General features: G+C 71.1%; 26 protein-coding genes. 20 read left to right on the top strand and 6 right to left on the bottom strand.

Annotation, left to right across the window (positions count from 1 at the left end):
- The 10 genes from ACLZN2_RS39085 to ACLZN2_RS39040 all read left to right on the top strand — a co-directional run bounded on the left by ACLZN2_RS39085 (window position 1) and on the right by ACLZN2_RS39040 (window position 10,961).
- Window positions 1–1,215, top strand: coding sequence for an acyltransferase family protein (locus ACLZN2_RS39085; RefSeq protein WP_416984413.1), 1,215 nt, complete (start codon window positions 1–3; stop codon window positions 1,213–1,215).
- Window positions 1,216–1,242: 27 nt separating this feature from the next.
- Window positions 1,243–2,733 (top strand): sensor histidine kinase, encoded by a 1,491-nt coding sequence (locus ACLZN2_RS39080; RefSeq protein ID WP_416984352.1) that lies wholly within the window; start codon window positions 1,243–1,245, stop codon window positions 2,731–2,733.
- Window positions 2,730–3,407, top strand: coding sequence for a response regulator (locus ACLZN2_RS39075; RefSeq protein ID WP_416984351.1), 678 nt, complete (start codon window positions 2,730–2,732; stop codon window positions 3,405–3,407). Before ACLZN2_RS39080 ends, ACLZN2_RS39075 begins: the two co-directional genes overlap by 4 nt.
- Before the next feature lie 134 nt (window positions 3,408–3,541).
- Window positions 3,542–4,894 carry a sensor histidine kinase gene (locus tag ACLZN2_RS39070; protein ID WP_416984350.1) on the top strand — a complete coding sequence of 451 codons (1,353 nt, stop codon included), beginning with the start codon at window positions 3,542–3,544 and terminating at the stop codon, window positions 4,892–4,894.
- Complete coding sequence (locus ACLZN2_RS39065; RefSeq protein WP_416984349.1) at window positions 4,891–5,556, top strand: response regulator; 666 nt, start codon at window positions 4,891–4,893, stop codon at window positions 5,554–5,556. Before ACLZN2_RS39070 ends, ACLZN2_RS39065 begins: the two co-directional genes overlap by 4 nt.
- 65 nt (window positions 5,557–5,621) lie before the next feature.
- Window positions 5,622–6,347, top strand: coding sequence for a response regulator transcription factor (locus ACLZN2_RS39060; protein ID WP_416984348.1), 726 nt, complete (start codon window positions 5,622–5,624; stop codon window positions 6,345–6,347).
- Window positions 6,344–7,840 carry a sensor histidine kinase gene (locus ACLZN2_RS39055; RefSeq protein ID WP_416984347.1) on the top strand — a complete coding sequence of 499 codons (1,497 nt, stop codon included), beginning with the start codon at window positions 6,344–6,346 and terminating at the stop codon, window positions 7,838–7,840. The genes ACLZN2_RS39060 and ACLZN2_RS39055 overlap by 4 nt, the downstream gene beginning before the upstream one ends.
- A 187-nt stretch (window positions 7,841–8,027) precedes the next feature.
- On the top strand, window positions 8,028–9,368 hold the full coding sequence (locus ACLZN2_RS39050; RefSeq protein WP_416984346.1) for a DUF3500 domain-containing protein: 1,341 nt from the start codon (window positions 8,028–8,030) through the stop codon (window positions 9,366–9,368).
- A 10-nt stretch (window positions 9,369–9,378) separates the two neighbouring features.
- On the top strand, window positions 9,379–9,684 hold the full coding sequence (locus ACLZN2_RS39045) for a hypothetical protein (RefSeq protein WP_416984345.1): 306 nt from the start codon (window positions 9,379–9,381) through the stop codon (window positions 9,682–9,684).
- A gap of 59 nt (window positions 9,685–9,743) precedes the next feature.
- Window positions 9,744–10,961 carry a cytochrome P450 gene (locus tag ACLZN2_RS39040; RefSeq protein ID WP_416984344.1) on the top strand — a complete coding sequence of 406 codons (1,218 nt, stop codon included), beginning with the start codon at window positions 9,744–9,746 and terminating at the stop codon, window positions 10,959–10,961.
- Here ACLZN2_RS39040 and ACLZN2_RS39035 read toward each other — a convergent pair.
- The 3 genes from ACLZN2_RS39035 to ACLZN2_RS39025 all read right to left on the bottom strand — a co-directional run bounded on the left by ACLZN2_RS39035 (window position 10,951) and on the right by ACLZN2_RS39025 (window position 13,742).
- Complete coding sequence (locus ACLZN2_RS39035; RefSeq protein WP_416984343.1) at window positions 10,951–11,202, bottom strand: hypothetical protein; 252 nt, start codon at window positions 11,200–11,202, stop codon at window positions 10,951–10,953. The two genes, ACLZN2_RS39040 and ACLZN2_RS39035, sit on opposite strands and share 11 nt — an antisense overlap.
- Window positions 11,203–11,268: 66 nt before the next feature.
- Window positions 11,269–12,837, bottom strand: coding sequence for an ABC transporter permease (locus ACLZN2_RS39030; RefSeq protein ID WP_416984342.1), 1,569 nt, complete (start codon window positions 12,835–12,837; stop codon window positions 11,269–11,271).
- Window positions 12,834–13,742, bottom strand: coding sequence for an ATP-binding cassette domain-containing protein (locus ACLZN2_RS39025; RefSeq protein WP_416984341.1), 909 nt, complete (start codon window positions 13,740–13,742; stop codon window positions 12,834–12,836). Before ACLZN2_RS39025 ends, ACLZN2_RS39030 begins: the two co-directional genes overlap by 4 nt.
- 81 nt (window positions 13,743–13,823) lie before the next feature.
- Between ACLZN2_RS39025 and ACLZN2_RS39020 the strand changes: the two genes are divergently transcribed.
- A complete protein-coding gene (locus ACLZN2_RS39020; RefSeq protein WP_416984340.1) occupies window positions 13,824–14,312 on the top strand; it encodes a GbsR/MarR family transcriptional regulator in 489 nt (162 codons plus the stop codon).
- A 145-nt stretch (window positions 14,313–14,457) separates the two neighbouring features.
- Here the strand turns inward: ACLZN2_RS39020 and ACLZN2_RS39015 are convergent, their stop codons facing one another.
- Entirely contained in the window at window positions 14,458–15,966 is a 1,509-nt protein-coding gene (locus ACLZN2_RS39015; RefSeq protein WP_416984339.1) for an APC family permease, read from the bottom strand.
- A 150-nt stretch (window positions 15,967–16,116) separates the two neighbouring features.
- On the opposite strand from ACLZN2_RS39015, the gene ACLZN2_RS39010 reads away from it, so the two are divergent.
- Window positions 16,117–17,511, top strand: a complete 1,395-nt coding sequence (locus ACLZN2_RS39010) for an ethanolamine ammonia-lyase subunit EutB (RefSeq protein WP_416984338.1) — start codon at window positions 16,117–16,119, stop codon at window positions 17,509–17,511.
- Window positions 17,508–18,266: an ethanolamine ammonia-lyase subunit EutC gene (gene eutC, locus ACLZN2_RS39005; RefSeq protein ID WP_416984337.1), complete on the top strand. Its 759-nt coding sequence runs from the start codon at window positions 17,508–17,510 to the stop codon at window positions 18,264–18,266. The genes ACLZN2_RS39010 and eutC overlap by 4 nt, the downstream gene beginning before the upstream one ends.
- A gap of 11 nt (window positions 18,267–18,277) precedes the next feature.
- Here the strand turns inward: eutC and ACLZN2_RS39000 are convergent, their stop codons facing one another.
- Window positions 18,278–19,129: a diacylglycerol kinase gene (locus ACLZN2_RS39000; RefSeq protein WP_416984336.1), complete on the bottom strand. Its 852-nt coding sequence runs from the start codon at window positions 19,127–19,129 to the stop codon at window positions 18,278–18,280.
- A gap of 224 nt (window positions 19,130–19,353) precedes the next feature.
- On the opposite strand from ACLZN2_RS39000, the gene ACLZN2_RS38995 reads away from it, so the two are divergent.
- The 7 genes from ACLZN2_RS38995 to ACLZN2_RS38965 all read left to right on the top strand — a co-directional run bounded on the left by ACLZN2_RS38995 (window position 19,354) and on the right by ACLZN2_RS38965 (window position 23,738).
- The gene (locus tag ACLZN2_RS38995) at window positions 19,354–20,637 is read left to right on the top strand and encodes an adenylosuccinate synthase (protein ID WP_416984335.1); all 1,284 of its coding nucleotides are present in this window, start codon (window positions 19,354–19,356) and stop codon (window positions 20,635–20,637) included.
- Between the two features lie 100 nt (window positions 20,638–20,737).
- On the top strand, window positions 20,738–21,598 hold the full coding sequence (locus ACLZN2_RS38990; RefSeq protein ID WP_416984334.1) for a helix-turn-helix domain-containing protein: 861 nt from the start codon (window positions 20,738–20,740) through the stop codon (window positions 21,596–21,598).
- A gap of 13 nt (window positions 21,599–21,611) precedes the next feature.
- On the top strand, window positions 21,612–21,800 hold the full coding sequence (locus ACLZN2_RS38985; RefSeq protein ID WP_416984333.1) for a DUF397 domain-containing protein: 189 nt from the start codon (window positions 21,612–21,614) through the stop codon (window positions 21,798–21,800).
- A gap of 188 nt (window positions 21,801–21,988) precedes the next feature.
- Complete coding sequence (locus ACLZN2_RS38980; RefSeq protein WP_416984332.1) at window positions 21,989–22,366, top strand: hypothetical protein; 378 nt, start codon at window positions 21,989–21,991, stop codon at window positions 22,364–22,366.
- Entirely contained in the window at window positions 22,366–22,635 is a 270-nt protein-coding gene (locus tag ACLZN2_RS38975; RefSeq protein ID WP_416984331.1) for a hypothetical protein, read from the top strand. The genes ACLZN2_RS38980 and ACLZN2_RS38975 overlap by 1 nt, the downstream gene beginning before the upstream one ends.
- A gap of 336 nt (window positions 22,636–22,971) precedes the next feature.
- The gene (locus ACLZN2_RS38970) at window positions 22,972–23,271 is read left to right on the top strand and encodes a hypothetical protein (RefSeq protein WP_416984330.1); all 300 of its coding nucleotides are present in this window, start codon (window positions 22,972–22,974) and stop codon (window positions 23,269–23,271) included.
- Window positions 23,268–23,738, top strand: coding sequence for a hypothetical protein (locus tag ACLZN2_RS38965; protein WP_416984329.1), 471 nt, complete (start codon window positions 23,268–23,270; stop codon window positions 23,736–23,738). Before ACLZN2_RS38970 ends, ACLZN2_RS38965 begins: the two co-directional genes overlap by 4 nt.
- 443 nt (window positions 23,739–24,181) lie before the next feature.
- Here ACLZN2_RS38965 and ACLZN2_RS38960 read toward each other — a convergent pair whose 3' ends face one another.
- The gene (locus ACLZN2_RS38960; RefSeq protein ID WP_416984328.1) at window positions 24,182–24,481 is read right to left on the bottom strand and encodes an SCO4225 family membrane protein; all 300 of its coding nucleotides are present in this window, start codon (window positions 24,479–24,481) and stop codon (window positions 24,182–24,184) included.
- Window positions 24,482–24,707: the final 226 nt, after the last annotated feature.

Genomic DNA, 24,707 nt, shown 5'->3' with positions numbered 1-24,707 from the left:
ATCCGCGAGACCTCGGGCATACGGCGTGCTGCTGCCCGCATCCATGAAGGCACACCCCCGCATCGGGACCGTGCCGTGGACGCGCTGCGCGCCTTCGCGATCCTCGGTGTGGTCCTCGGCCACTGGCTGGTGACCGCCCTCGTCGCCGACGGCGACACCCTGCGCGCGGCGAGCCCCCTCGGTCCCATGCCCTGGCTGGCACCGGTGTCCTGGGTGTTCCAGACACTCGCCGTGTTCTTCATGGTGGGCGGCCATGTGGCGACCCGCGGTCTCGCCTCGGCCCGCGCGCGGGGCACGACCTACGGGGCGTGGCTGCGGGCGCGCCTGGTCCGGCTGTTCAGACCGGTGTCGGCGGTCCTGGCGGTGTGGGCGGTGGCCGCGGCCGGTCTGCTGCTGGGCGGCGCCTCGTTCGTCACCGTGCACACCGTGGTGAAGCTGGCGCTGTCCCCGATGTGGTTCCTGCTGGTGTTCGCCGCGCTGACGGCCGCGACCCCGCTGCTGGCCCGGCTGAATCCGCTGTGGCCGCTCGCGGTCGTCCTCCACGTGGACCTGGTGTGCTTCGGTCTGGGCGGTCCGTCCTGGCTCGGCTGGGTGAATCTGGCGGCGGGCTGGCTCGTGCCGTACACCCTGGGCGCGGCCTGGACCCGGGGCGAGCTGGAGCGCCCGCGCGCGGGCTGGACGCTGCTCGTCGGCGGTGCGGTGGCGACGGCGGTCCTGGTGGGCTTCGCCGGCTACCCGGCGTCGATGGTGGGCGTGCCCGGCGCGGCGGTCTCGAACCTCAACCCGCCGACGCTGGCCGCCGTCACCTTCGGTCTCGCCCAGTGCGGACTGGGCCTGCTGCTGCGCGACCGACTGCGCCGCGCCATGGCGCGTCCGGTGGCGTGGGCGGCGGTGGCGCTGGTGAACCTCTCCGCGATGACGGTGTTCCTGTGGCACCAGACGGCGATGACGGCCACCACCGCGACGGGCCTCCTGGCCGGCCGCCTGCCCGGTCTGCACACCCGGCCGGACGGCCTGGACTGGGTCGCGGCCCGGCTGCTGTGGCTGCCGGTGTTCGCCCTGGTCCTGGGGGTGTGCTGGGCGGCGTTCCACGGCTTCGAGGCCGCCACCGGCCGCCGCGGGCGGGGGCGTGAACGGGGGAGGGGACGGACGCGCGTGGTGCGGGTCGGAGGGCTGCCGGAGCCTTCGGGCCTGCGCGAAGCCCGCCGTGTCTAGGGTGGTGCGGACGAACGGGGTGGTGGGGTGGAGAGGTTGCTGACGAGGGTGCAGAAGTGGGTGATCCGCGGTCTGCGGACGCTGCGCGACGACCTGTGGACGGCCCGGGCGGACCCGCTTCCGCCCTCCGTATGGCTGCGCTGGCTGCCGCACGGCCTGGTCTGCCTGGTCGCGCTGGGCACCACGATCGCCAACTTCGACCAGATGATCGACGGCTACCAACTCGGCGTGCAGTACGGCGCGGTGTGCGCGCTGCTGCAGGGAGCGGCGGTGGTGCTGGCGCTGTGGCGGCCGGTGCCGGCGTGGTGGCTGTCCCTGACGGTCACGGTGGTGGTCGCGCTGGGCGCCCGGGGCGCGATGCTCGCCGACCTCAACTTCGACGCCCCGCAATGGCCGTTGGGCACGCCCCACCCGGAGACGGAACCGGACTTCCCCGGCTGGCCGTGGGGCGGGCCCGGTCTGGTCGCGCACTGCGTGGTGCTGTCGCTGCTCGCGCTCAGGGTGGCCACGAGAGTCGCCGTCGAGGTGCTGGCCCTGACGGCGCTCGCCACGTACCTGGTCCAAGGGGTGCTGGGCGGCGCGAGCTACACGCCGACCGGCGCGCTGGCGGTGACCCTGTTCGCCGCCGTCGTCCTCGTCGGCACCGCCCTGCGTGGCCGCCGTGTGGCCCGCAGCCAGCTTGTGGAGCAGGCCGGCATCACCGCCGAGGAGCGGGCCCGCCGCACCCTCCTGGAGGAGCGCAACCGCATCGCGCGCGAGCTGCACGACGTGGTCGCCCATCACATGTCGGTGATCTCCATCCAGGCCCAGGTGGCCCCGCATCTGGTGGAGAACCCGTCCGAGGAGCTCAAGGAGAACCTCGCCGGCATCCGGCAGAACGCGCTGGAGGCGCTCACCGAACTGCGCAGGGTGCTCGGCGTACTGCGTTCGGAGAACCCCGAGGACCCCTACGGCCTCGGCGCGGCCGGCACCGGCAGCGCCCCCGACACCCCGCAGCCCACGCTGGACCGCCTCGACGCCCTCGTGGAGAACACCCGGGCGGCCGGGCTGCATGTCACTGCCACGGTCAGGGGCGAGCCGCCCGCCTACTCGCCGGGTGTGCAGCTGTCGGCGTACCGGATAGTCCAGGAGGCGCTGAGCAACGCCCTGCGGCACGCGCCGGGTTCCCATGTCCGGGTGGACGTCGTCCACCAGTCCCGGGGGTTGACGCTGGAGGTCACCAACGGCCGCCCGAGCGGCCCCGTGCGACCCTCGCCCGGCGCGGGGCACGGCCTGCTCGGCATGCGGGAGCGGGCGGCGATGCTCGGCGGCCAGATCGCGGCCCACCCGACGCTGCACGGCGGGTTCTCCGTCATCGCGTTCCTCCCGAGGGACGGCGTCGCACCCCCGGAGCGGGACCTCGGGACCCTGGAGGGCCTGGAACTCGTCTTCCCGGATGATCCGTCCCCGACAGGAGACGCGACCAGGGACGCGACCAGGGACGCGACAAGAGAAGAGACAGGGGAAGAGAAACGATGACGAGCGGCGGCACCATCCGCGTACTGATCGCCGACGACCAGCAGATGGTCCGGCAGGGCTTCACCGTACTGCTCAACACCCACCCCGGCATCGAGGTGATCGGGCAGGCGGTGGACGGCCTGGACGCCGTCGGTCAGGTCGCCGAACTCGCCCCGGACGTAGTCCTGATGGACATCCGTATGCCCGAGCTCGGCGGCATCGAGGCCACCCGTCGCATCACTCTCGCGCACCCTTCCATCAAGGTGCTGGTGCTGACCACGTTCGACCTCGACGAGTACGTGTACGAGGCGCTGCGCGCCGGGGCGTCCGGCTTCCTGCTGAAGGACGCCTCGGCGGACCAGCTCGCCGAGGCGGTCCGGGTCGTGGCCGCCGGCGACGCCCTGCTCGCGCCCGGCATCACCCGCAAGCTGATCGCCGAGTTCTCCCGGCTGAACGGCACACCGAGGCCCCCGCTGAAGGAGCGCGTCGGCGATCTCACCGAGCGTGAGACGGAGGTGCTCACCCTGATCGCGCAGGGCCTGTCCAACGCGGAGATCGCCCGCCATCTCGTCGTCGCCGAGCAGACCGTGAAGACACACGTGGGCCGCATCCTGGTGAAGCTGGGCCTGCGCGACCGCACCCAGGCGGCGGTGTTCGCCTACGAGTCGGGGCTGGTGCGACCGTCCGGGTACTGAGGCCCGCGCACCTGTGGGAGTCTTTCGTGCCCCTGGGGGAGTCCCGGGCAGACCCGTAGTACTTGAGACGGATCCGCCGGAACCCCTCTCACTGGTGACGACCTCGACCCCCCTTCCCGCCTACCGTTTTGAACGTGACAGAGACGACGCAGACGCACATGCCGCCCCATGACGACCCGCACGGCGCCTACCAGCCGAAGAGCCCGGAGGTCCGGGCGGCCATGGACGCCCTGCGCGGGATGAGGAAAGACCTGTTCGACGACATGCTGGCCTACCGCCCGCTGCCGCCGAGGGAGCCCACGGGCCGCTTCACACGGGGGCTGCGGGGCCGCAAGCGGGAGTACGCGACCTACTCGCGGCACATCCTGGTCGGGGCGGCCGGCATGGTGGCGGTGCTGTCCTCCGTGATGCCCGCCGGAGCCGACTCGACGTCCGTACTGAGCGGCGTGCTGGTCCTGGCGCCGGTGCTGCTGACGCTGGTCCGGCCGGCCGCCGCGTTCTGGGCGTCGCTCGTCTCGACCACGGCGGTCGCTCTGATCAGCGAGACGTACGGCAACTGGCCGTGGCTGCCGCCCAGTTTCATCTCCCACCTGGCGGTGCTGACGGTCGTCGCGATCCGCACCCGCCCGCGCACGGCGGCCTGGATGTGGATGTTCACGGCCGCCTACGGCTTCCTCGCGGAGACGGTCTTCAGCCGGACCTACTACCCCACCAACGTGGGGCCCATGCTGGTCTGCTCCGCGCTCTCCCTGCTCGCCGTCACCGTCTGGCACATACGCCGGCAGGCCGAGCAGGAGGTGACGGCCCAGCAGACCGTGACCGCCCACGAGCGCTCCCGGCGCACCCTCCTGGAGGAGCGCACCACGATCGCCCGCGAGCTGCACGACGTGGTCGCCCACCACATGTCGGTGGTCGCCATCCAGGCGGAGGCCGCCCCCTACCGGGTGGAGAACCCGCCGGAGGAACTGGAGAAGGCCTTCGCCACGATCCGGGAGAACGCGGTGGCGGCCCTCACCGAACTGCGCCGCGTCCTGGGCGTGGTCCGCGCCGAGGACTACGAGGCGCCGGACGCCCCCCAGCCCACCCTCGCCGACCTGGAGGCGCTCCTCGCCAATGTGCGGGAGACCGGCCTGGACGTCGAGAAGGTGATCACGGGCGCGGCCCACGAACTCCCGCAGGGCGTAGAGCTGTCGGCGTACCGCATCGTCCAGGAGGCGCTGAGCAACACCCTGCGGCACGCCCCCGGGGCGACCGCCCGGGTGGAGGTCGGCTATGTGCTGGGCGGTCTGGGGCTGCGCATAGTCAACGACCCGCCACCGAACCCCTCCCTGGTCAAGCCCTCGCCCGGCGCCGGGCACGGCATCACGGGGATGCGCGAGCGGGTGACCATGCTGAACGGCGAGATGACGGCGGAACCGACGCCCGCCGGGGGCTACGAGGTGACGGTGTTCCTGCCCGTACCGGCCGCGAGTGAGAGTGGAGCATGACGATCCGTGTCCTGATAGCCGACGACCAGATGATGGTGCGCGAGGGCTTCTCGGTCCTGCTGAACGCGATGCCGGACATCGAGGTCGTCGGTGAGGCGGTCAACGGCCGTGAGGCGGTGGACCGGGTCCGTGAGCTGTCCCCCGACGTGGTCCTGATGGACATCCGGATGCCCGAGCTGAACGGCATCGAGGCGACCCGGGAGATCGTGGCGGCCGACGGCACGGCGAAGGTCCTGGTGCTGACCACCTTCGACCTCGACGAGTACGTGTACCAGGCCCTGCGCGCGGGAGCCTCCGGCTTCCTCCTCAAGGACGCCTCGGCCCGCCAGCTCGCGGACGGTGTGCGCGTGGTGGCGGCCGGCGAGGCCCTGCTCGCCCCCTCCATCACCAAGCGTCTGATCACCGAGTTCTCCAAACTCTCCAACACCCCCGCTCTGCCCCGCGCCGCCCAGGCCGCCTACGGCGACCTGACCGAGCGCGAGACGGAGGTCCTGGTCCTGATCGCGCAGGGCCTGTCGAACGTCGAGATAGCCGGCCGGCTGGTGGTCGCGGAGTCCACCATCAAGACCCATGTGAGCAGGATCCTGGTCAAGCTGGGCCTGAGGGACCGGACCCAGGCCGCGGTGTTCGCGTACGAGGCGAGACTGGTGACGCCGGGCTGACCCGGGTCCGCTGGCTACCATGGCCCCGGTTTCCGGTGCTCGACCGGCCGAGAGGAGGGCAACGCATGTCCGGCGATGCCGAAACGCGTGGCGGCACGGTGCGCGTACTGATCGTCGACGACGAGCCCGAGCTCACGGAGCTGCTGTCGGCGGCCGTGACCGAGGCGGGCTGGCGTCCCTTCGCGGCGGGGGACGGACGCGGCGCCCTGCGTCTGGCGCGCGACTGCGCCCCGCATGTCGTGGTCCTCGACGGCATGCTGCCGGACGTGGACGGGATCCAGGTGCTGCGCCGGCTCAGGAACGAGAACCCGCGCCTGCCGGTGCTGATGCTCACCGCCCGCGACGCGCTGGAGCACCGGCTGGACGGACTGTCGTCCGGGGCGGACGACTACATCACCAAGCCGTTCTCGCTGGAGGAGGTCATGCTGCGGGTGCGCGGGCTGCTGCGCCGGGCCGGGCTGCCCGACGAGACGGCCGACGGGTCGGTGCGGACGCTGGGGGACCTCGTGCTGGCCGAGCGGACGAGGGAGGTGCAGCGCGGGGGGACGCCGATCGCGCTGACGACGAAGGAGTTCGACCTGCTGCGGTTCCTGATGAGCCATCCGCACCAGGTGCTGAGCAAGGCACAGATCCTGGACCATGTGTGGAATGCCTCGTTCGACGGCGAGGGGAACCTCGTCGAGGTCTACATCCACGGACTGCGGGCGAAGATCGACAAGGGGCGGGTCCCGATGATCCGCACGGTCCGCGGAGTGGGGTACTCGATCCGGGCCGCGGACGAGGGGACATGAGGTTCCTCAGGCGCGGGGCGGACTCGGGCGCCCGTCCGGGCTGGCGCTCGCTGCGGGTCCGGCTGGTGCTGTTCGTGTCCGTGACGCTCGCGGTGGTGTGCGCGGCGATGGCGCTCACCACGGTGTACGTGCAGCGCGTGTATCTGCTGGGGGACCTGGACCAGCGGGTCACGAACGCGGCGGAGCGCGGCCAGGGCGGGCTGCAGCGCCGGACGGGCGGGGCGACGGACCTGGGGTTCCTCAACGAACGCGGGCAGCCCACCGGCACCCTGGCGGCGCGGTTCGCCGACGGGGAGGTCATCGCCGCCGAGGTGGTGACCGAGGACGGCCGGCAGCAGGTGCTCGGCGCCGCCCAGCGGGCCGCGCTGAAGGGGATCAGCCCGGACGGCTCGCTGCACACCCGCACCGTTCCCGGCCTGGGCACCTACCGGGTGACCGCGATCGGCGGCGACGGGGTCCCCGTACTCGCCGGGCTGCCGATGGACGACATCCAGCAGGTGATCGACCGGCTGGTGGTCCTCGAAGCGGTGATCGCGGGGGTCGGTCTGTCGGCCGCGGCCTGTGCCTGCGCGGTGGTCATCCGGCGCCAGCTGCGTCCGCTCGGCCGGGTCGCGGCCACCGCCGCCGAGGTGGCCCGCGTGCCGCTGAACCGCGGGGAGGTCGCGGGCCTCGCCCGGGTCGCCGAGGGGGACACCGACCCCGGCACCGAGGCCGGCCAGGTGGGCGCCGTGCTCAACCGGCTGATCGACCATGTCGAGGCCTCGCTGGCCGAACGCCAGCGCACCGAGCAGCGCATGCGCCGGTTCCTCACCGACGCCAGCCATGAACTGCGCACCCCGCTCGCCTCGATCGCCGGGTACGCCGAGTTCATGAACGGCGGCAGCACCACCATCGAGCCGGAGCTGGCCTGGCACCGGGTCTCCGCCCAGTCGGCGCGGATGACCGACCTCGTCGAGGACCTGCTGCTGCTCGCGCGGCTCGACGAGGGGCGGCCGCTCCGGCGGGCCGAGGTGAACATCGCGACGCTGGTGGCCGAGGCCGTGTGGGACGCGCAGGCCGCGGGGAGCGAGCACGACTGGCAGCTCGCGCTGCGCCTGGACACGCCGGTGACGGTCGTCGCCGACCCGTCCCGGCTGCATCAGGTGGTGGCCAACCTGCTGGCCAACGCGCGAATACACACACCGGCCGGCACGAAGATCACGGTGATCGTGGAGGCCGCCACCGGAGCGGACGCCGATCCGGCGACCGCCCGGCACTGCGTGATCCGCGTGCGGGACAACGGCCCCGGTATCCCGCCCGAGCTCCTCCCCACCGTCTTCGAGCGCTTCACCCGGGCCGACGCCTCGCGCTCCCGTGCGTCCGGCAAGGAGGGCGGCTCGGGGCTCGGGCTGGCCATCGCCGCGGCCATCACGGAGGCGCACGGGGGCCGGATCGAGGTGGCGAGCGAGCCGGGGTGCACCGAGTTCTCGGTGACGCTGCCGCTGGGAGTCTGACACCCCCGCCCGGAGTCTAAGGACTCTCACAGAACCCCAGGTCAGACCCCCTCTGCCCACTCCCCGCGAGTCCCTTTCGACGGGCTTGTCCCCGCTGCTTAAGGCCTGCCTAAGTTCGCTGCACCACAGTGATCGGCAGGCCGCCGGTCCAGTGGGGACGGGCTCATGACGAAGAGGATCAGGGACGATGACCGAGCTCGACACCGGTGAGCCGACGGCCCCCGAGCCGCAGTCCGAAACCGGCGGCCGTGCTCACGCGAGCCGCCGCAACTTCATGCGCAAGGTGTTCTTCGCGTCCGGCGCCACGGCCGTCGCGACCATGGGCGGCGCCGGAGCCTGGGCCGCGATGGCCGACGACGCCACCGCCACCCCCACCGCCGACGCCTCCGGCGCGCCGAGCGGCGCGCCCAGCGGCGGCCCGGGCGGCGGCACCGGCGGCCCCGGCAACATGTCGATCACCGAGGAGTTCTTCGGTCTCACCACCGACGGCAACCGGATCGACGACCTGTTCACGATCCACTCCACCGGTGTGGCCACCGCCCCGGTGATCTCGGCGGCGAACGCCTTCCTGGCCGGCCTCACCGACACCCAGAAGACCTCGACGCAGTTCACGGTCCACTCCACCGAGTGGCGGCTGTGGAGCAACATCGACTCCTACGAGCGCCAGGGCGTCTCCCTCGCCGACCTCAGCGACGACCAGAAGGCCCTGGGCACGGCCCTGCTGAAGGCCGCCCTGAGCGCCGACGGCCTGGAGACGACGGAGAAGATCCGGAAGATCAACCAGGCGGCCGGCGAGGCGATCGGCAACACGAACTCCTTCAACGAGGACGCCTACTACTGGACCGTGATGGGCACGCCCTCGGACAGCGAGCCCTGGGGCTTCCAGTTCGACGGCCACCACCTGGTGATCAACTACTTCGTGCTCGGCGACCAGGTCGTCATGAGCCCCTGCTTCTGGGGCTCGGAGCCGACCTCGATGGAGATCGACGGCGAGACGGTGACCGTCTGCCACGAGGAGGTCGTGGCGAGCCTGGCCTTCATCAACACCCTCACCACCGCCCAGCAGGCCGTCGCCATCGAGTCGACGACCAAGTCCAACGAGTCGATGAAATCGGGGGCGTTCTCGGACAACACCGTCCAGGAGTACGTCGGCATCCGGGGCAACGCCCTCACCGCCGCCCAGAAGAAGAAACTGCTCGGTATCGCCCAGGCGTTCGTGGGCCGCGCCAAGGCCGACGCCGCGAAGGTGCGCATGGCGGAGATCCGCAAGCACCTCGACGACACCTATGTCACCTGGGCCGGCGGCACCGGCGACGACGACGCCTTCTACGTCCGCGTCCACAGCCCCGTCGTCTGGATCGAGGTCGACTGCCAGGCCCCCGGCCCGCTCGCCGGGGCGTACGGCGCGACCCAGGGCAGCGGCGCCACCCAGAAGCACGTCCACTCCGTCATCCGCACCCCCAACGGCAACGACTACGGAAGGGAGCTCCTCAGGCAGCACTACCTGACGTCACCGCACCACCGGTGACCTCCCACGCGTGACCGACCGGGCCGGGGCCCCCGTCATTTCCCGGCCCGGCTTCCGCGTCAAGAACCGGATGCCGTTCCCCGCGCTCCACGTACCCGTCCTCCCCGGCCAGGAGTGCAGCGTCTGCGCCGGCCCGCTGCCCCCGACGGGACCCGAGCAGGTCTGGATCTCCCTCGGCGTCGCCACGGACGTACTGCCTCTCCTCGTCAACGCCTGCTCCCGGACCTGCGTCGACACGCTTCCCGCCCCGGCCGACCGCCACGTCCCCACGGTCCACCGGGGTGGCCCCTCCGTGGAGCAGCCACCCGCCCGCTGACCCCACACCGGAGCGAGACCCCCCTGGTCAGCAGCCCGATCACCGGCTAGCGTCCGTTCATGGCAGCAGCTGACGACCTTCGTTTCGACCCCTGGGACCCGGCGTTCCTCGCCGACCCCTACCCCGCCTACGCCGAGTTGCGGGAGCGGGGCCGGGTGATCCACTACGCGCCGACCGACCAGTGGCTGGTGCCGCACCACGCGGACGTGTCGGCGCTGCTGCGGGACCGGCGGCTGGGGCGGACGTATCAACACCGGTTCACGCACGAGGACTTCGGGCGGACGGCTCCCCCGGCCGAGCACGAGCCGTTCCACACCCTCAACGACCACGGGTTGCTGGACCTGGAGGCGCCGGACCACACCCGGATCCGGCGCCTGGTGTCGAAGGCGTTCACCCCGCGCACGGTCGAGCGGCTGACGCCGTACGTACGGCAGCTCGCGGGCGAGCTGGTGGGCCGGCTGGTGGAGGCCGGCGGGGGCGATCTGCTGAGCGAGGTCGCCGAACCGCTGCCCGTCGCCGTGATCGCCGAGATGCTCGGGATACCGGAGGCCGACCGCGCGCCGCTGCGGCCCTGGTCGGCGGACATCTGCGGGATGTACGAGCTCAACCCGTCCGAGGACACCGCCGCGAAGGCGGTGCGGGCCTCCGTCGAGTTCTCCGCCTACCTGCGTGAACTCATCGCCGCCCGCCGCAAGGAACCCGGCGACGACCTCATCTCCGGGCTCATCGCCGCGCACGACGAGGGCGACCGGCTCACCGAGCAGGAGATGATCTCGACCGCCGTGCTGCTGCTCAACGCCGGGCACGAGGCGACCGTCAACGCCACCGTCAACGGCTGGAACGCCCTCTTCCACAACCCGGAGCAGCTCGCCGCCCTGCGCGCCGACCACTCGCTCGTCCCCACCGCCGTCGAGGAGCTCATGCGGTACGACACCCCGCTCCAGCTCTTCGAGCGGTGGGTGCTGGACGAGATCGAGATCGACGGCACGACGATCCCCCGGGGTGCCGAGATCGCCATGCTCTTCGGGTCCGCCAACCACGACCCCGAGGTGTTCGAGCACCCCGAGCGCCTGGACCTCACCCGCACGGAGAACCCGCACATCTCGTTCTCCGCCGGCATCCACTACTGCATCGGCGCACCCCTGGCCCGTATCGAACTGGCGGCCTCGATGACGGCCCTCCTGGAGAAGGCCCCGACCCTGGCCCTCGCCGAGGAGCCGAAGCGGAAGCCGAACTTCGTGATCCGGGGGCTGGAGGGCCTGGACGTCACCCTCTGACCTTCTCCGACCTGCCCCTGAGGCGCCCTGTGAGGCGGCTGGTCACCGCCCACAGGACCAGCCCCGCCGTCGTTCCGGCCAGCAGCGCGAGCGGCAGTTCCACGTAGAGGACGCTCAGGTCGGGGGCCTGCTCGAAGCGCCAGAGGCGGGAGCGGACGTCGATCGACCACACCGCGAGGCCCGCCCCCGCCCCGAGGGCCGCGGTCAGACATCCGGCGGCCGCCTGCGTACGTTGTCCCATGACCGCAAGGGACGTCCGCGGACGGCCGCCGGGTTCCCGGACCGCCGCCGGGTTCCCCGGCCGCCCTCAGGTGATCATGTCCCGCTGCCGCAGCCCCGCCAGCCCCCCGGCCACCAGCACCCCCGCCAGGAGCACCAGCACCCCCACCGGCCCCCAGCTCATGTCCCCGCCGGGCAGCTTGGGCAGGTGGCCGAAGGGGGAGAGGTCGAGGACGAGCTGCGGGGCGTCCAGGGCCGGGCCGATCCAGCCGATGAGCAGGACCGCGACCGCCACACCCCATGCGGCGGGCGCCAGCCGGGGTGCCATGCCGTACAGCAGGACCGCAAGGCCGCCGACCACCCACACCGCCGGGAGCTGCACCAGGCAGGCGGCCAGGATGGGGCCCGCCTCCCTGCCGTGACCGGCGATGAAACCGAGGCCGGCGAGCAGCATGATCAGGGCCGAGCCGCCGAAGGCGATCAGCAGATGGCCGCCGGCCCAGCGCAGCCGGCCCACCGCGTTCGCCAGGACCGGCTCCGCCCGGCCCGAGGTCTCCTCGCCGTGCAGCCGCAGTACCGAGGCGACCACGTACAGGGAGGCGATCAGGCCCAGCATGCCGACCATGGCCGCCAGGAAGGCGTCGGTCAGTCCCGACTGGCCGCCCATGCGTTCGAAGATCTCGCGTGCCTTGTCGTTGTCGGCGACGAGGTCGGCCGCGCCCTCCGTGAGGCCGCCGTAGACGACCCCGGCGAGGAAGAAGCCGATGCTCCAGCCCAGCACCCCGCCCCGCTGCAACCGCCGGGCCAGCGCGCCCGCCGAGGCCAGCCGTCCGGTGGGGGGTCCCGGCCGGGTCGGCAGGAAGCTCATCCCGACGTCCCGGCGGCCAGCCAGCCGGTAGGCCACGGCGGCCTGGATCGCGACCGCCGCCGCGAGCAGGCCCAGCACCCACCACCGTTCGTCCGCGAACGGCCGAAGGTTCTCCAGCCAGCCCAGCGGGGACAGCCAGGTCAGTACGGAGGAGCCGTCGTCAGTGGCCGAGTCGCCCGCCGCCCGCAGGACGAACGCCGCGCCCAGCGCCGCCGCCGTCAGCCCCCGGGCCAGCCGCGCGCTCTCGGTGAGCTGCGCGACGATCGCCGCCATGGTGGCGAACACCATCCCGACCCCGGCCAGCCCGAGGCCGAACGCGACGGCCCCCGCCGCGCCCTGCCCGGCCAGGCCCGCCGTCACCAGCAGGGCGAGTACGGCGTTCGCGACCCCCGCCGTGAGCAGCGCCGCCGTCAGCGAGGCGCGCCGGCCCACCGCACCGGACGCGATCAGCTCGTGCCGGCCGCTCTCCTCCTCGTCCCGGGTGTGCCGTACGACGATCAGCAGGCCGGTGACGGCGGCGAGCCCGGCCGCGAAGACGCCGACGCGCCAGGCGGTGAGGGCGCCGAGCGAGTCGTCGAAGACCGGGCCGATGAGCGCGCGGAAGGAGGCGTTGGTGTCCATCTGGCGGAGCAGGTCGGCGCGTTCGGCGGGGGTGCTGTACAGGCCCTTCAGCGTGTTCGGCATGGACAGGACCATCAGGGTGTTCACGGCCACCCAGACGGGGATCAGCACCCGGTCGCGGCGAAGGGCGAAGCGGACCAGGACGCCGGTGCCGGTGAGCGTGGTCATCGGGCCGCCACCTCACCTGTGGTGTTCTCCTGGTAGTGGCGCAGGAAGAGTTCCTCCAGGGTCGGCGGCGTCGACGTCAGCGACCGTACGCCCGAGTCGGTCAACGACCGCAGGACGGCGTCGAGTTTGTCCGTGTCGACCTGAAGGCGTACCCGCTGTCCCTGTACGTCGAGGTCGTGGACGCCGGGGAGGTGGGCGAGGCCGTTGGGCGGCCCGGCGAGTTCGGCCGTGACGCTGGTCCGGGTCAGATGGCGCAGGTCGGCGAGCGAACCGGTCTCGACCGTGCGGCCCTTGCGGATGATGCTGACCCGGTCGCACAGCTCCTCGACCTCGCTGAGGATGTGGGAGGACAGCAGGATCGTGCGCCCCCGGTCCCGTTCCTCCTCCACGCAGCGCTGGAAGACCTCCTCCATGAGCGGGTCCAGGCCGGAGGTCGGTTCGTCCAGGATGAGCAGGTCGACGTCCGAGGCGAACGCGGCGACCAGGGCGACCTTCTGCCGGTTGCCCTTGGAGTACGTCCGGCCCTTTTTGGTCGGGTCCAGTTCGAAGCGGTCGATCAGGTCGGCGCGGCGCCCGGCGTCCAGGCCCCCGCGCAGCCTGCCGTAGAGGTCGATGACCTCGCCGCCGGAGAGGTTGCGCCAGAGGGTGACGTCGCCGGGGACGTACGCGATCCGGCGGTGCACCTCGACGGCGTCCGACCACGGGTCGCGGCCGAGGATCCGCGCGGTGCCGGAGTCGGCGCGCAGCAGGCCGAGCAGAACACGGATGGCGGTGGACTTGCCGGCGCCGTTGGGGCCGAGGAAGCCGTGCACCTCGCCCTGCTCGACCTCCAGGTCGAGACCGTCCAGGGCGTGGGTACGGCCGAAGGACTTGTGGAGTCCGGACACCGTGATGGCCTTCGTCATGCTCCGAACGTACGCTTCATTCAGAAATTTGTGAAGTTAAGGAAGGGTGTGAAGCGACGCTACGATGGAGCGATGGAGCGCATGAGCGAAACAGCCCGGGATCCGGAGGCCGTGTCGCGGTTCGTCGAGTCCTTCGCGGCGCAGCTCGTGGAGGCCGGGATGCAGCGCATGGCGGCCCGGGTGTTCGCCGCGCTCCTCTCCTCCGACGAGGGGGTGATGACCTCCACCGAGCTGGGGGAGCAGCTGCGGATCAGCCCGGCCGCCGTCTCCGGGGCGGTGCGCTATCTGGCCCAGGTGCACATGGTCTCGCGCGAGCGGGAGCCCGGCTCGCGCCGGGAGCGCTACCGGGTGCACGGCGACCAGTGGTACGAGGCGCTGGCCAACCGGGACGCCGTCATGAAGCGGTGGGAGGCCGCGCTGCGGGAAGGCGTCTCCAGCCTCGGCGCGGACACGCCCGCGGGACGCCGGATGGCCGAGACGCTCGCCTTCTTCGAGTTCGTCGAAGGCGAGGTCGCGGCCATGATGGAGCGCTGGCGGGTCCACCGCGAGAGACTCTTCGGGGAGTCCTGAAGTCCTCAGCAGGTCGGGCGAAGTCCGCTCCGGTGCGCCCGCGCCCCAAAGGGGCGCGGGGCTGCAGCGACATGCGGCTCCGCCGCGTGGGCGCGACCAGCCACGACGGACCCGCAGACAACGCACTGGACTTCCAGCGGAGCGCTCAGCGCTCCCGGGTCTCCTCCAGGACCGTCCGCCCCAGCAGCTGATACCGCTCGGGCGACCGCCGCTTGAGGTACTGGGCGTAGCCGATGCCCGCCGCCGCGATCAGGGCGACGAGCCACGGGGTCGCCTTCAGGACCAGCGAGCCCGACTCCGGTCCGGCCGCGACGCCCATGTTGGACACCAGCAGCGCCACCACCGCGAGCATCGCGATCCCGCCGGTCAGCGGCGCGGCGAAGGTCCTGAACCAGTGCCGGCTCTCGGGGTGGTGGGAGCGGAAGTACACCAGCACCGCGAACGAGCACACCGCCTGCACGACCAGGATCGCCATGGTGCCGAGGATCGCGAGCAGCACGTACGTACCGGTGTACGGGTCCTTGCCCGCGGCCCAGAACGCGCCGATCAGCACGGCCGAGACGAGCGTCTGGACGAGACCCGCGACGTGCGGGGAGCCGTGCCGGGCGTGCGTGCGGCCCACCGTGCGCTGGAGTGACGGCAGGACGCCCTCGCGGCCCAGGGCGTACATGTAGCGGGCGGCGCAGTTGTGGAAGGCCATGCCGCAGGCCAGCGAGCCGGTGATCATCAGCCACTGCATCACGACGACCGCCCAGTGGCCGACGTACTGCTCGGTGGGGTTGAAGAAGAGGCCCAGCGGGTCCTCGGCGGCGACCTTCACGGCGTCGGACGTGCCCGTGCCGGTGATCGCCATCCAGGAGACGAAGACGTAGAAGACGCCCACGCCGAGCACGGAGATCATCGTCGCCTTGGGGATGATCTTTTTGGGGTTGCGGGACTCCTCGCCGTACATCGCCGTCGACTCGAAGCCGACCCACGACCAGAAGGCGAAGAACAGCCCGAGGCCGGCCGAGGTGCCCTTGAAGGCGTTCACCGGGTTGACCGGGTCGATGCTGAAGCCGTCGGGGCCGCCGCCGTGGAAGGCGACCGAGACCGCCATCGCGGCGAGGATCGTCACCTCGGTGGCCAGCAGTACGACCAGCAGCTTCTCGGCGACCGAGACACCGAACCAGGTGCCGGTCGCGTTGATCGCCAGCATCAGCACCGCGAACGCCCACCACGGGACGTCCAGCCCCGTCTGGTCCTTCAGCGTCGTGGTGGCGAAGGTCGAGAAGATGCCGATCAGCGCCGGCTCGAACACGACGTACGCGAAGGTCGCGAGCAGTCCCGAGGCGAGCCCGACCGAGCGGCCGAGGCCGTAGGAGATGAAGCCGTAGAAGGCGCCAGTGGAGGTGATGTGCTTCGCCATCGACGTGAAGCCGACGGAAAAGATCGCCAGGACGACCATTGCGACGAGATAGCTCGCCGGGGCGCCGATGCCGTTTCCGGCCGACACCATGAAGGGCACGTTGCCCGTCATCGCGGTGATCGGCGCGGCCGTCGCGACGGCCATGAAGACCACGCCCAGCAGGCCCACGGCGTTGGGCTTGAGCCGGTGAACTGTGCCTACGTCGGTTGTCCGCGCCGCCGGGGCGACGCCCTCGTCCACTGCCATCGGGTGGCCCCTCTCCTTGTCCGTCCACTTCCGTGCTGGACCGGAACTCTCTATCCCGAATGAGTCGAGCAAGGGTCTCGGGGCGTTAAATGTTTGTCAACCAGACCTTTAGAAATGTCAGGGAAACACCGGGCTCGTACGGTCGCCGCCATGAGCGTCTACACGTCCACCCTCGGCGGCGAACGGCACCGTTTCGGCTCCCTCGCCCGCCTCCTCGCCGCCGCGAGCCCCGAACGCTCCGGCGACCGCCTGGCCGGCCTCGCGGCCCGCACGGCCCGGGAGCGGGTCGCGGCGCGCTGGGCGCTCGCGGACGTCCCCCTGACCGACTTCCTCACCCGGCCCCTCATCCCGTACGAGGACGACGACGTCACCCGGCTCATCCTCGACACCCACCAGCGGGCCGCCTTCGCGCCGGTCGCGTCGATGACGGTCGGGGAACTGCGGGAGTGGCTGCTGTCCGAGGCGGCGGACACGGCCGCGCTGACCGCGCTGGCGCCGGGCCTCACCCCGGAGATGGTCGCGGCGGTGTCGAAGCTGATGGGCAACGCGGACCTGGTGGCCGTGGCCCGCAAGGTCTCCGTGGTCACGGCGTTCCGCTCGACGATCGGCCTGCCCGGCCGCCTCGCCACCCGGCTCCAGCCCAACCACCCCACCGACGACCCGGCCGGCGTGGCGGCCGCCCTGCTGGACGGGCTGCTGCTGGGCTCCGGCGACGCGGTGATCGGCATCAACCCGGCCACCGACAGCCCGAAGGCCGTACGGGACCTGCTGGAACTGCTCGACGGCGTGATCGGCCGCTACTCCATCCCCACCCAGTCCTGCGTCCTGTGCCATGTCACGACGGCCGTCGACCTGATGGCGAAGGACGCCCCCGTCGACCTCGTCTTCCAGTCCATCGCGGGCACCCAGGCCGCGAACGCCTCCTTCGGGGTGACCCTCGGCCTGCTCGACGAGGCCTACGAGGCCGCCCTCGCCCTGGGCCGGGGCACGGTCGGTCGCAACGTCATGTACTTCGAGACCGGCCAGGGCAGCGCCCTGTCCGCCGACGCGCACCACGGGGTGGACCAGCAGACGGTGGAGGCACGGGCGTACGCGGTCGCCCGCCGCTACGAGCCGCTGCTGGTCAACACGGTCGTCGGCTTCATCGGCCCGGAGTACCTCTACGACGGCCGGCAGATCCTGCGCGCCGCCCTGGAGGACCACTTCTGCGGCAAGCTGCTCGGCCTGCCCATGGGCCTGGACATCTGCTACACCAACCACGCCGACGCCGATGACGACGACATCGCCACCATGCTGACCATGCTCGGCGTGGCCGGGGCGTCCTTCGTGATCTGCACCCCGGGCGGCGACGACATCATGCTCAACTACCAGTCGGCCTCGTACCACGACGCGCTCTACCTGCGCGAGGTGCTCGGCCTGCGCCCGGCGCCCGAGTTCGAGGCGTGGCTGGGCTCGGTCGGGCTCCTGGACGAACGCGGCGGCCTCCGCGAGATCTCAGGTACGGCTCACCCCCTCACGGCGATCGGACGGGAGCTCGCGGCATGACGGACGTATCTCTGCTGAACGACGATCTGTGGCCGGCCCTGCGCCGCCGCACCCAGGCCCGCATCGGTCTCGGCCGGGCCGGCAGCGCGCTGCCCACCCGCCACCGGCTGGAGCTCCAGGCCGCGCACGCCGCCGCCCGGGACGCGGTGCACTCGCCGTTCGCCCCGGACCGGATCGCGGCGGCGCTGCCCGGCATGCCGACGGTACGGGTCCGCAGCGCCGCCCCCGACCGGCTCACCTACCTCCAGCGCCCCGACCTGGGCCGCCGACTGGACGCCGTGGACCGCGCGCATCTCCCGGCCGGCGAGTGGGACGTCGTCTTCGTCGTCGCCGACGGGCTCTCCAGCCGGGCGGTGCACGAGCACGCGGCGGCGATGGTGCGGGCGACGACGGAACGCCTGCCCGGCTGGAACGTGGCTCCCGTCGTCCTCGCCGAACAGGCCCGCGTGGCCCTCGGCGACGACGTGGCGGCGGCGATGGGGGCGGAGACGGTCGTGGTCCTGGTCGGCGAGCGCCCGGGCATGTCGGCGGCGGACTCCCTGGGCGCGTACCTCACGTACCGCCCCGTGCCCGGCGTGACGACCGACGCCGACCGCAACTGCCTGTCCAACATCCGGCCGCCGCTGGGCCTCGACTACGAGGTGGCGGCGGGGAAGCTGGCGGGGTTGATGGGGAGGGCCCGTGCGCTGGGGGCCACGGGGGTGGGGCTGAAGGACGAGACCGGCCCGGGGAGCGCAGTCGGGTCGCTACCCTGAGTTGTGGTGACTCACCCCGCCGTCGGCAACACCAACCCCAACGCCCCCTCCCGCACCGTCCACGTCCGCCTGCGCACCGGCCCCGCCACCGCCGCGTCCGCCCGGTAGCGGAAGTCCGCGCCCGACACCGTCACGACCCGCCCCCGGGCCTGAAGCGGCGCCGCCTCCGCGCCCACCGACACGGGCCGTACGACCACCATCGCCTCCCCGGACGCTCCCGGGGTCACCGACACCGCCTCCACCGGCTGGTCCAGATCGACCAGGGTCACCCCGTCGACCTCGACCCGCAGCCGGGCCGGGCCCGGCGGGGGAGGGACGGCGGTGGGGCGCGGCGGACGCGGGGGGACGAGCGTGCGGACGAGGGACTGCAGCCAGGGCCGCCCCGGCGTCTCCGCGTCGGACGCCTCTCCGATCACCGGCACGTGCACCGGCGGAATCCTCAGCGCCCCCACCACCACCCCGTCGCTGTCGTCCACCAGCAGGTCCAGCCGCCGCTCCGAGCCGTCGAGGACGGCCCGTGCCGCCGCCACGGCCCCCGTGGGGATCCCCAGGGCGTGCGCCACGCCCAGTACGGTCCCCACCGGCACCATCGACAGCACACATCCGGCCAGCTCCCGCTGCCGGTGCAGCAGCGACACCGTCCGGGTCAGCGCACGGTCGTCACCGATCACAACCGGCCGCCGCGAACCCCGCCGGGCCAGCACCCGGGCGAATTCCTCCGGGCCCTCGGGAAGACACACCTTCGTACTCGCCGCACCCGCGCTGAGCACGTCTTTCGCGATCCGTACGGACTCCCCGTCGGCCCTCCGGGCAATCGGATCGATGATCACCAGCAGCTGGTCCGGCGTCGCGAAAGTCGCCACCTCGGTCCTGCCTCGCTTCCTCGGGTAGCATCTTTGTGCAAGAGCCCCTTGCGCTATTGCGCCAGGGGCTTCGTCTATTCCGGGGCATCCGGGTCCGACGGTGTGCGACCGACGACGGTCGCGGAACTGCGGCCAACGACGGTCGCGGTGCACGCGGTGGTGAACTGAGCCTCCGCGCACGCCCCTGACCTTGGACATGCCCCACCCGGAAGGGGTGTACGCGCGTGCCCGCACTTGTGCTGCTCGGTGCTCAGTGGGGTGACGAAGGCAAGGGAAAGGCCACCGACCTACTCGGTGGCTCGGTGGACTACGTAGTGCGCTACCAGGGCGGCAACAACGCCGGCCACACGGTCGTCGTGGGTGACCAGAAGTACGCACTCCACCTCCTTCCTTCCGGAATCCTGTCGCCCGGTTGTACGCCGGTCATCGGAAACGGCGTCGTCGTCGACCCGTCGGTCCTGCTCTCCGAGCTGAGCGGTCTGAACGAGCGCGGCGTCGACACGTCGAAGCTCCTGATCAGCGGCAACGCGCACATCATCACCCCGTACAACGTCACTGTCGACAAGGTGACGGAACGCTTCCTCGGAAAGCGCAAGATCGGCACCACCGGGCGCGGGATCGGTCCGACATATGCGGACAAGATCAACCGGGTGGGCATCCGGGTCCAGGACCTCTACGACGAGTCGATCCTCACGCAGAAGGTCGAGGCGGCCCTCGACGTCAAGAACCAGCTGCTGACCAAGCTGTACAACCGCCGCGCGATCGCCGTCGACCAGGTCGTGGCCGAGCTGCTGGAGTACGCGGAGAAGCTGAAGCCGTACGTCGCCGACACGGTCCTGGTCCTCAACCAGGCCCTGGAGGAAGACAAGGTCGTCCTCTTCGAGGGCGGCCAGGGCACGCTCCTCGACATCGACCACGGCACGTACCCCTTCGTCACCTCCTCCAACCCGACCGCGGGCGGCGCCTGCACGGGAGCGGGCGTGGGTCCGACGAAGATCAGCCGCGTGATCGGCATCCTCAAGGCGTACACGACCCGCGTCGGCGCCGGCCCGTTCCCGACCGAGCTGTTCGACGAGGACGGCGAGGCGCTGCGCCGCATCGGCGGCGAGCGGGGCGTCACCACCGGCCGTGACCGCCGCTGCGGCTGGTTCGACGCGGTGATCGCGCGCTACGCGACGAGGGTCAACGGCCTGACGGACTTCTTCCTGACGAAGCTCGACGTGCTGACCGGCTGGGAGCAGATCCCGGTCTGCGTGGCGTACGAGATCGACGGCAAGCGCGTCGAGGAACTCCCGTACTCCCAGTCGGACTTCCACCACGCGAAGCCGGTCTACGAGACCCTCCCGGGCTGGTCCGAGGACATCACCAAGGCCAAGTCGTTCTCCGACCTCCCGAAGAACGCGCAGAACTACGTCAAGGCCCTGGAGGAGATGTCCGGCGCCCCGATCTCCGCGATCGGCGTGGGCCCGGGCCGCGACGAGACGATCGAGATCAACTCGTTCCTGTAGGGGTATGGCTGAGCCCGGCGGCGCACCGCGTCGCCGGGCGTGCGCGGTTGTCGCGCACCGGCCACGATCGGCCGTCTGTGTTCTAGCGGAAAGGTGCATCATGCCTGTCCGAAAGCCACCCACCGGGCGGCAGCGGCGGCTCGGGGCTGAACTGCGACGGATGCGTGAGCAGGTGGGGCTGTCCGTGACCGAGGCCGCCGCGTTGCATCGGGTGGACAAGACCGCGATCAGCAACACCGAGTCGGCGCGGTTCGGGGTGAGCGCCGACCGGGTGCGTGTGTGGGCCGCCAACTACTCGTGCCCTGACCAGGCTTATATCGATGCGCTCGCGGACATGGCCAGGGAGCGGGCCGGTGCCCGTGACAACTGGTGGGACCCGTACCGGGACTCCATGGCCTCGTTCATGCTGGACTTGGCCGAGCTGGAGTATCACGCCGTCAGGCTCCGGCATGTGCAGATCACTCATCTTCCAGGGCTGTTACAGCACGAGGACTACGCCAGAGCCGTTTTCAGGGAGGCTATCCCGCCTCTCGCGCCGCGAGCCTTCGATCTTCAAGTCGAGTTCCGGCTGCGGCGCAGGGCGCTGCTCGACCGCGCCGATCCGCCGCACTGTTCGTTCCTCGTTCACGAGGCGGCGCTGCGGATGCTGTTCGGCGACCGTGCCGTTGTGCGGCGGCAGTTGGAGGAGCTGCTGAAGCAGTCCGAGCGGCAGTCGGTAAACCTTCGGGTGATCCCGTTCGCTGCGGGTGGGTTCCCGAATGCGGGCAGTTCGACGATGTACGCGAGCGGGCCGGTCCGTCAGCTGGACACCGTACAGATCGATGCCCCGAACGCGATCACCTTCCTGGATTCCGAGACCCACCTTGCTAACTACCATGTTGTATTCGACCGTATGGAGCAGCGGTCCCTGGAATCGGGAGGCTCGCGTGACTTCATCCGCAAGGTGCTGCACGAGCTGTAGGGACATGAGGGCGTTGGGGATTCAGTGGCGTAAGTCGTCGTACTCCGACCAGTCGGGCAACTGCCTGGAACTGGCGGTGGTCGACGGGGGAGTGCTGGTCAGGGAGAGCGATGAGCCCAGCGTGATCGTCAGCACGAGCCGGGCCAAGCTTGCGGCGTTCCTGGCTGGAGCCAAGGCCGGAGAGTTCGACGACCTCGTGTGAGGGCCGCCCGCCCTCTCCGTACAGGCATATGCCAAGTCACCCCGCTTCCGTATCAATGTTGATGAGCAAGCAGAGTTGTGGCTACCTTGGTGTCAGGCAGTGATCAGGCGGTCACTGTCTGGACGCCAAGCGCCCCGGCGGTGTTAGGGCACCCCGGGGCGTGGCCAACGCCCTGTAGGAGCGTCAGCATGTTCCACCGTATCCGGCCCGGCCTCGCGCGAACACTCGTGCAGGCGGCCGCCCTCGTCCTCGTGTGCCTGGTGCGCGCACTCCTCCCCGCACCCGTGCCCGTGTCGGATGCCGTCCGGCGTCCGCCCGGGTTCCGGATTCTCGTCGCCGGTGCCGAGATCCCCGTACTGCCGCCGTACCTCCTGAGGCGACGGCGGTCCGGCGGGCCGGCCGGTGCGGCAGCGGCCCGGCCCGCCTCCCGTATCCGTCCCTACCTCGTCGCGCACGAACAGCGCATGCGGCGGCGGGCGTTGGTCCTCGCGCTCGACGGGATCGACATCGGGCCCTGGGTGATCCACGGGCACCGTGTCGGCACGCCCGTGGGGGTGGCGGCCTGATGAGCGCATCCCGGATGCAGATCAGCCGCGTGCCCAGCAAGCCCGTGCGGAGGGACGAGGACGGCACGCTCACCATCGACCTCTGGCTGACCAAGGACGGCGGGTTCGAGTCGGACATCCCGCTGCGCCTGACCGGTGCCGAGGCGGAGGTCCTGCACGCCCAGCTCTGCTATGCGCTGGACGACTCGACCGCCTCGGTGATCACGCCGGTGTCGAAACTCCCCGACTGCCGTAAGGGGATCCTCGCCAGCCGCCCCTCGCAGTGCTGATCAGCCAACTGCCCTGACACGGCATCGCAGGACACTGCAACACTGAGGGCCCCCGTCCCGGGATCGTCCGTCACTCCCTCTGGAGACGGCGCGCGCCTGCCGGGATGGGGGCAGCAGTTCCTTCGTTGGGTCACCGGAGGGACCAGAGACGACCCCCGAACAACCATGTTCGTCCGCGATCTTGTCGACGCGACCACCAGCGCTCAGCAGCTCCAGTCCCTCGCGCCGCAGCGCCAGTGCCGTGATTGCCGGACCACTGGTGACGGTGAGGAGGTCGCCGTTGAGGGCGGAGGAGTGGGCTCCTAGCCGCGTAACACTTGGTGTTACGGTATCGGTATGGCGATTGTACGTTTCTCGATCAGCATGCCGGCTGAGGTGCGTGACCGGATAAGGGAGCACGCCGCGGACGCCGGACTCGATGTTTCCACGTTCCTGACGATCGCCGCCCAGGCGCAGATGGACCAGCAGGATCGGGTCAGGGAGATCTTCGAGCCCTTCCAGAAGGCGCGCACGGAGGCCGAGGAGCAGGCTGGTTCGGGTGTCTGGGCAGGCGACGACATCGAGCCGACAGAGGGGGAACAGGCGGAGGTCGACGCGATTCTCGGCCGTACACCGCGCGGTGAGGCCGCCGCGTGAACGTGGTCGTGTACGACACGGGCATGCTGATGGCGCTGGTCGGTCAGGACCGTCGGGCGCACATCCTGCACAAGGGGTTCGTCACGGTCGGCGGACACAAGCCGATCGTCCCTGGTCCCGCCCTGTCGCAGGCATGGCGGACAAGCCCCAAAACGGCCTACGCCTGGAAGCGTCTCCTTGCCGATGTCTTCGTGTACCCCGTTGACAGGGCCCCGTACGCCGACGGTCTTCCGCCGCGCTGTCTCCCCTGTGCGGGAGGAGTGAACATCGAGGGCTGGAAGACACTCGGCGACATGATCGGTTCTGCCGCGCTACCGCCGAAGAAGCGCCCCGATCCGGTGGACGCCCTGGCCGTCTTCATCGCGGCCAGTCACGGCGGAGGCAGCGTTCTCACCTCCGACCGCGACGACATCGACGCGTACGCCGCCACACTGTCCGGCGGCAACGTCTCGGCCGTGGCCGTTTGACTCACGGCCTCGTGGCCGCGCGAATCCGGGCAACTCTCCCTTGTGGCGGCCCGTATGGCCGAGTGCGAACGGACCGTCGCCACCTCCGAGGACCGCGCCGCCACGGCCGAGCCCAGCCGCATCCTTGCCGCGGCCGAGGAGAGGGGCACTACGCGCGGGCCGCACCGGCATTCGGGGGCCACGTCCACGGACGTGGTGTACGAAGCTTGCCCCAAGAGTACTCACCCGTGGACCACGATGGACGCCACACGTTCACCGTGACGCAGGGGGAGGGCGCGGGCGCATGGCTGCCGGAGTGGTCAGGGGGTCGACCGAGCGGGTCGAGGCGGAGCGGGCGCTGCTGGAGCAAGTCATGCAAGTCATGTGACAGCAGACTGACTTGGGCCGGTCATGGACAGACATCCATGACCGGCCCATGGCCTGTTCGCGGTGGCGCATCGCTGTCAGCCGCTGGTGCCCAGGCGGCGGGTCCGGGTGAGTCCCCGGTACGCGGTGCCGAGCAGGGCCGCCTGGACCACCGCCGCGACCGGGATGCCGATCAACGCGAGCTGGTCGGGCGCCCAGGCGAACAGCAGCGACACCGGCGCGGTCGCGAGGAAGAGCCACACCCCGGCGAAGCTGGTGTCCGCGTGCGTCAGGAACAGCGTGTCCACCGCGACCCACACGCCGAGGGCGGCGACGATCAGCAGGTAGCCGAGGGCGACGGGGGTGCGCAGGGCCGAGACGAGCGAGGAGCGGTTCATGGGGTGCCTCCGGGGAGATCGGATCGGGTTCCTCCGTGTGATCTCCACGATGCCGTTCACCGATCAACGGCCGCCTGAGTAGCGCTACTTATTTCAAGCTTCGCGCGTACCCATGCGTTGTCCCATTGTTGTCGACACATTGTCGATCATTGCTGCAACCGCGCGGCCAACTCCTCCGTTCTATAAGGCATCCCCTCGCGTTGACGGGGCCGAGTGTCGACACTGC

It is taken from the genome of Streptomyces sp. T028, assembly GCF_048159505.1.
GTDB lineage: Bacteria > Actinomycetota > Actinomycetes > Streptomycetales > Streptomycetaceae > Streptomyces.
Note: the sequence above shows the minus strand (reverse complement) of the source record. Positions and strands in the feature narration are given on the sequence as shown.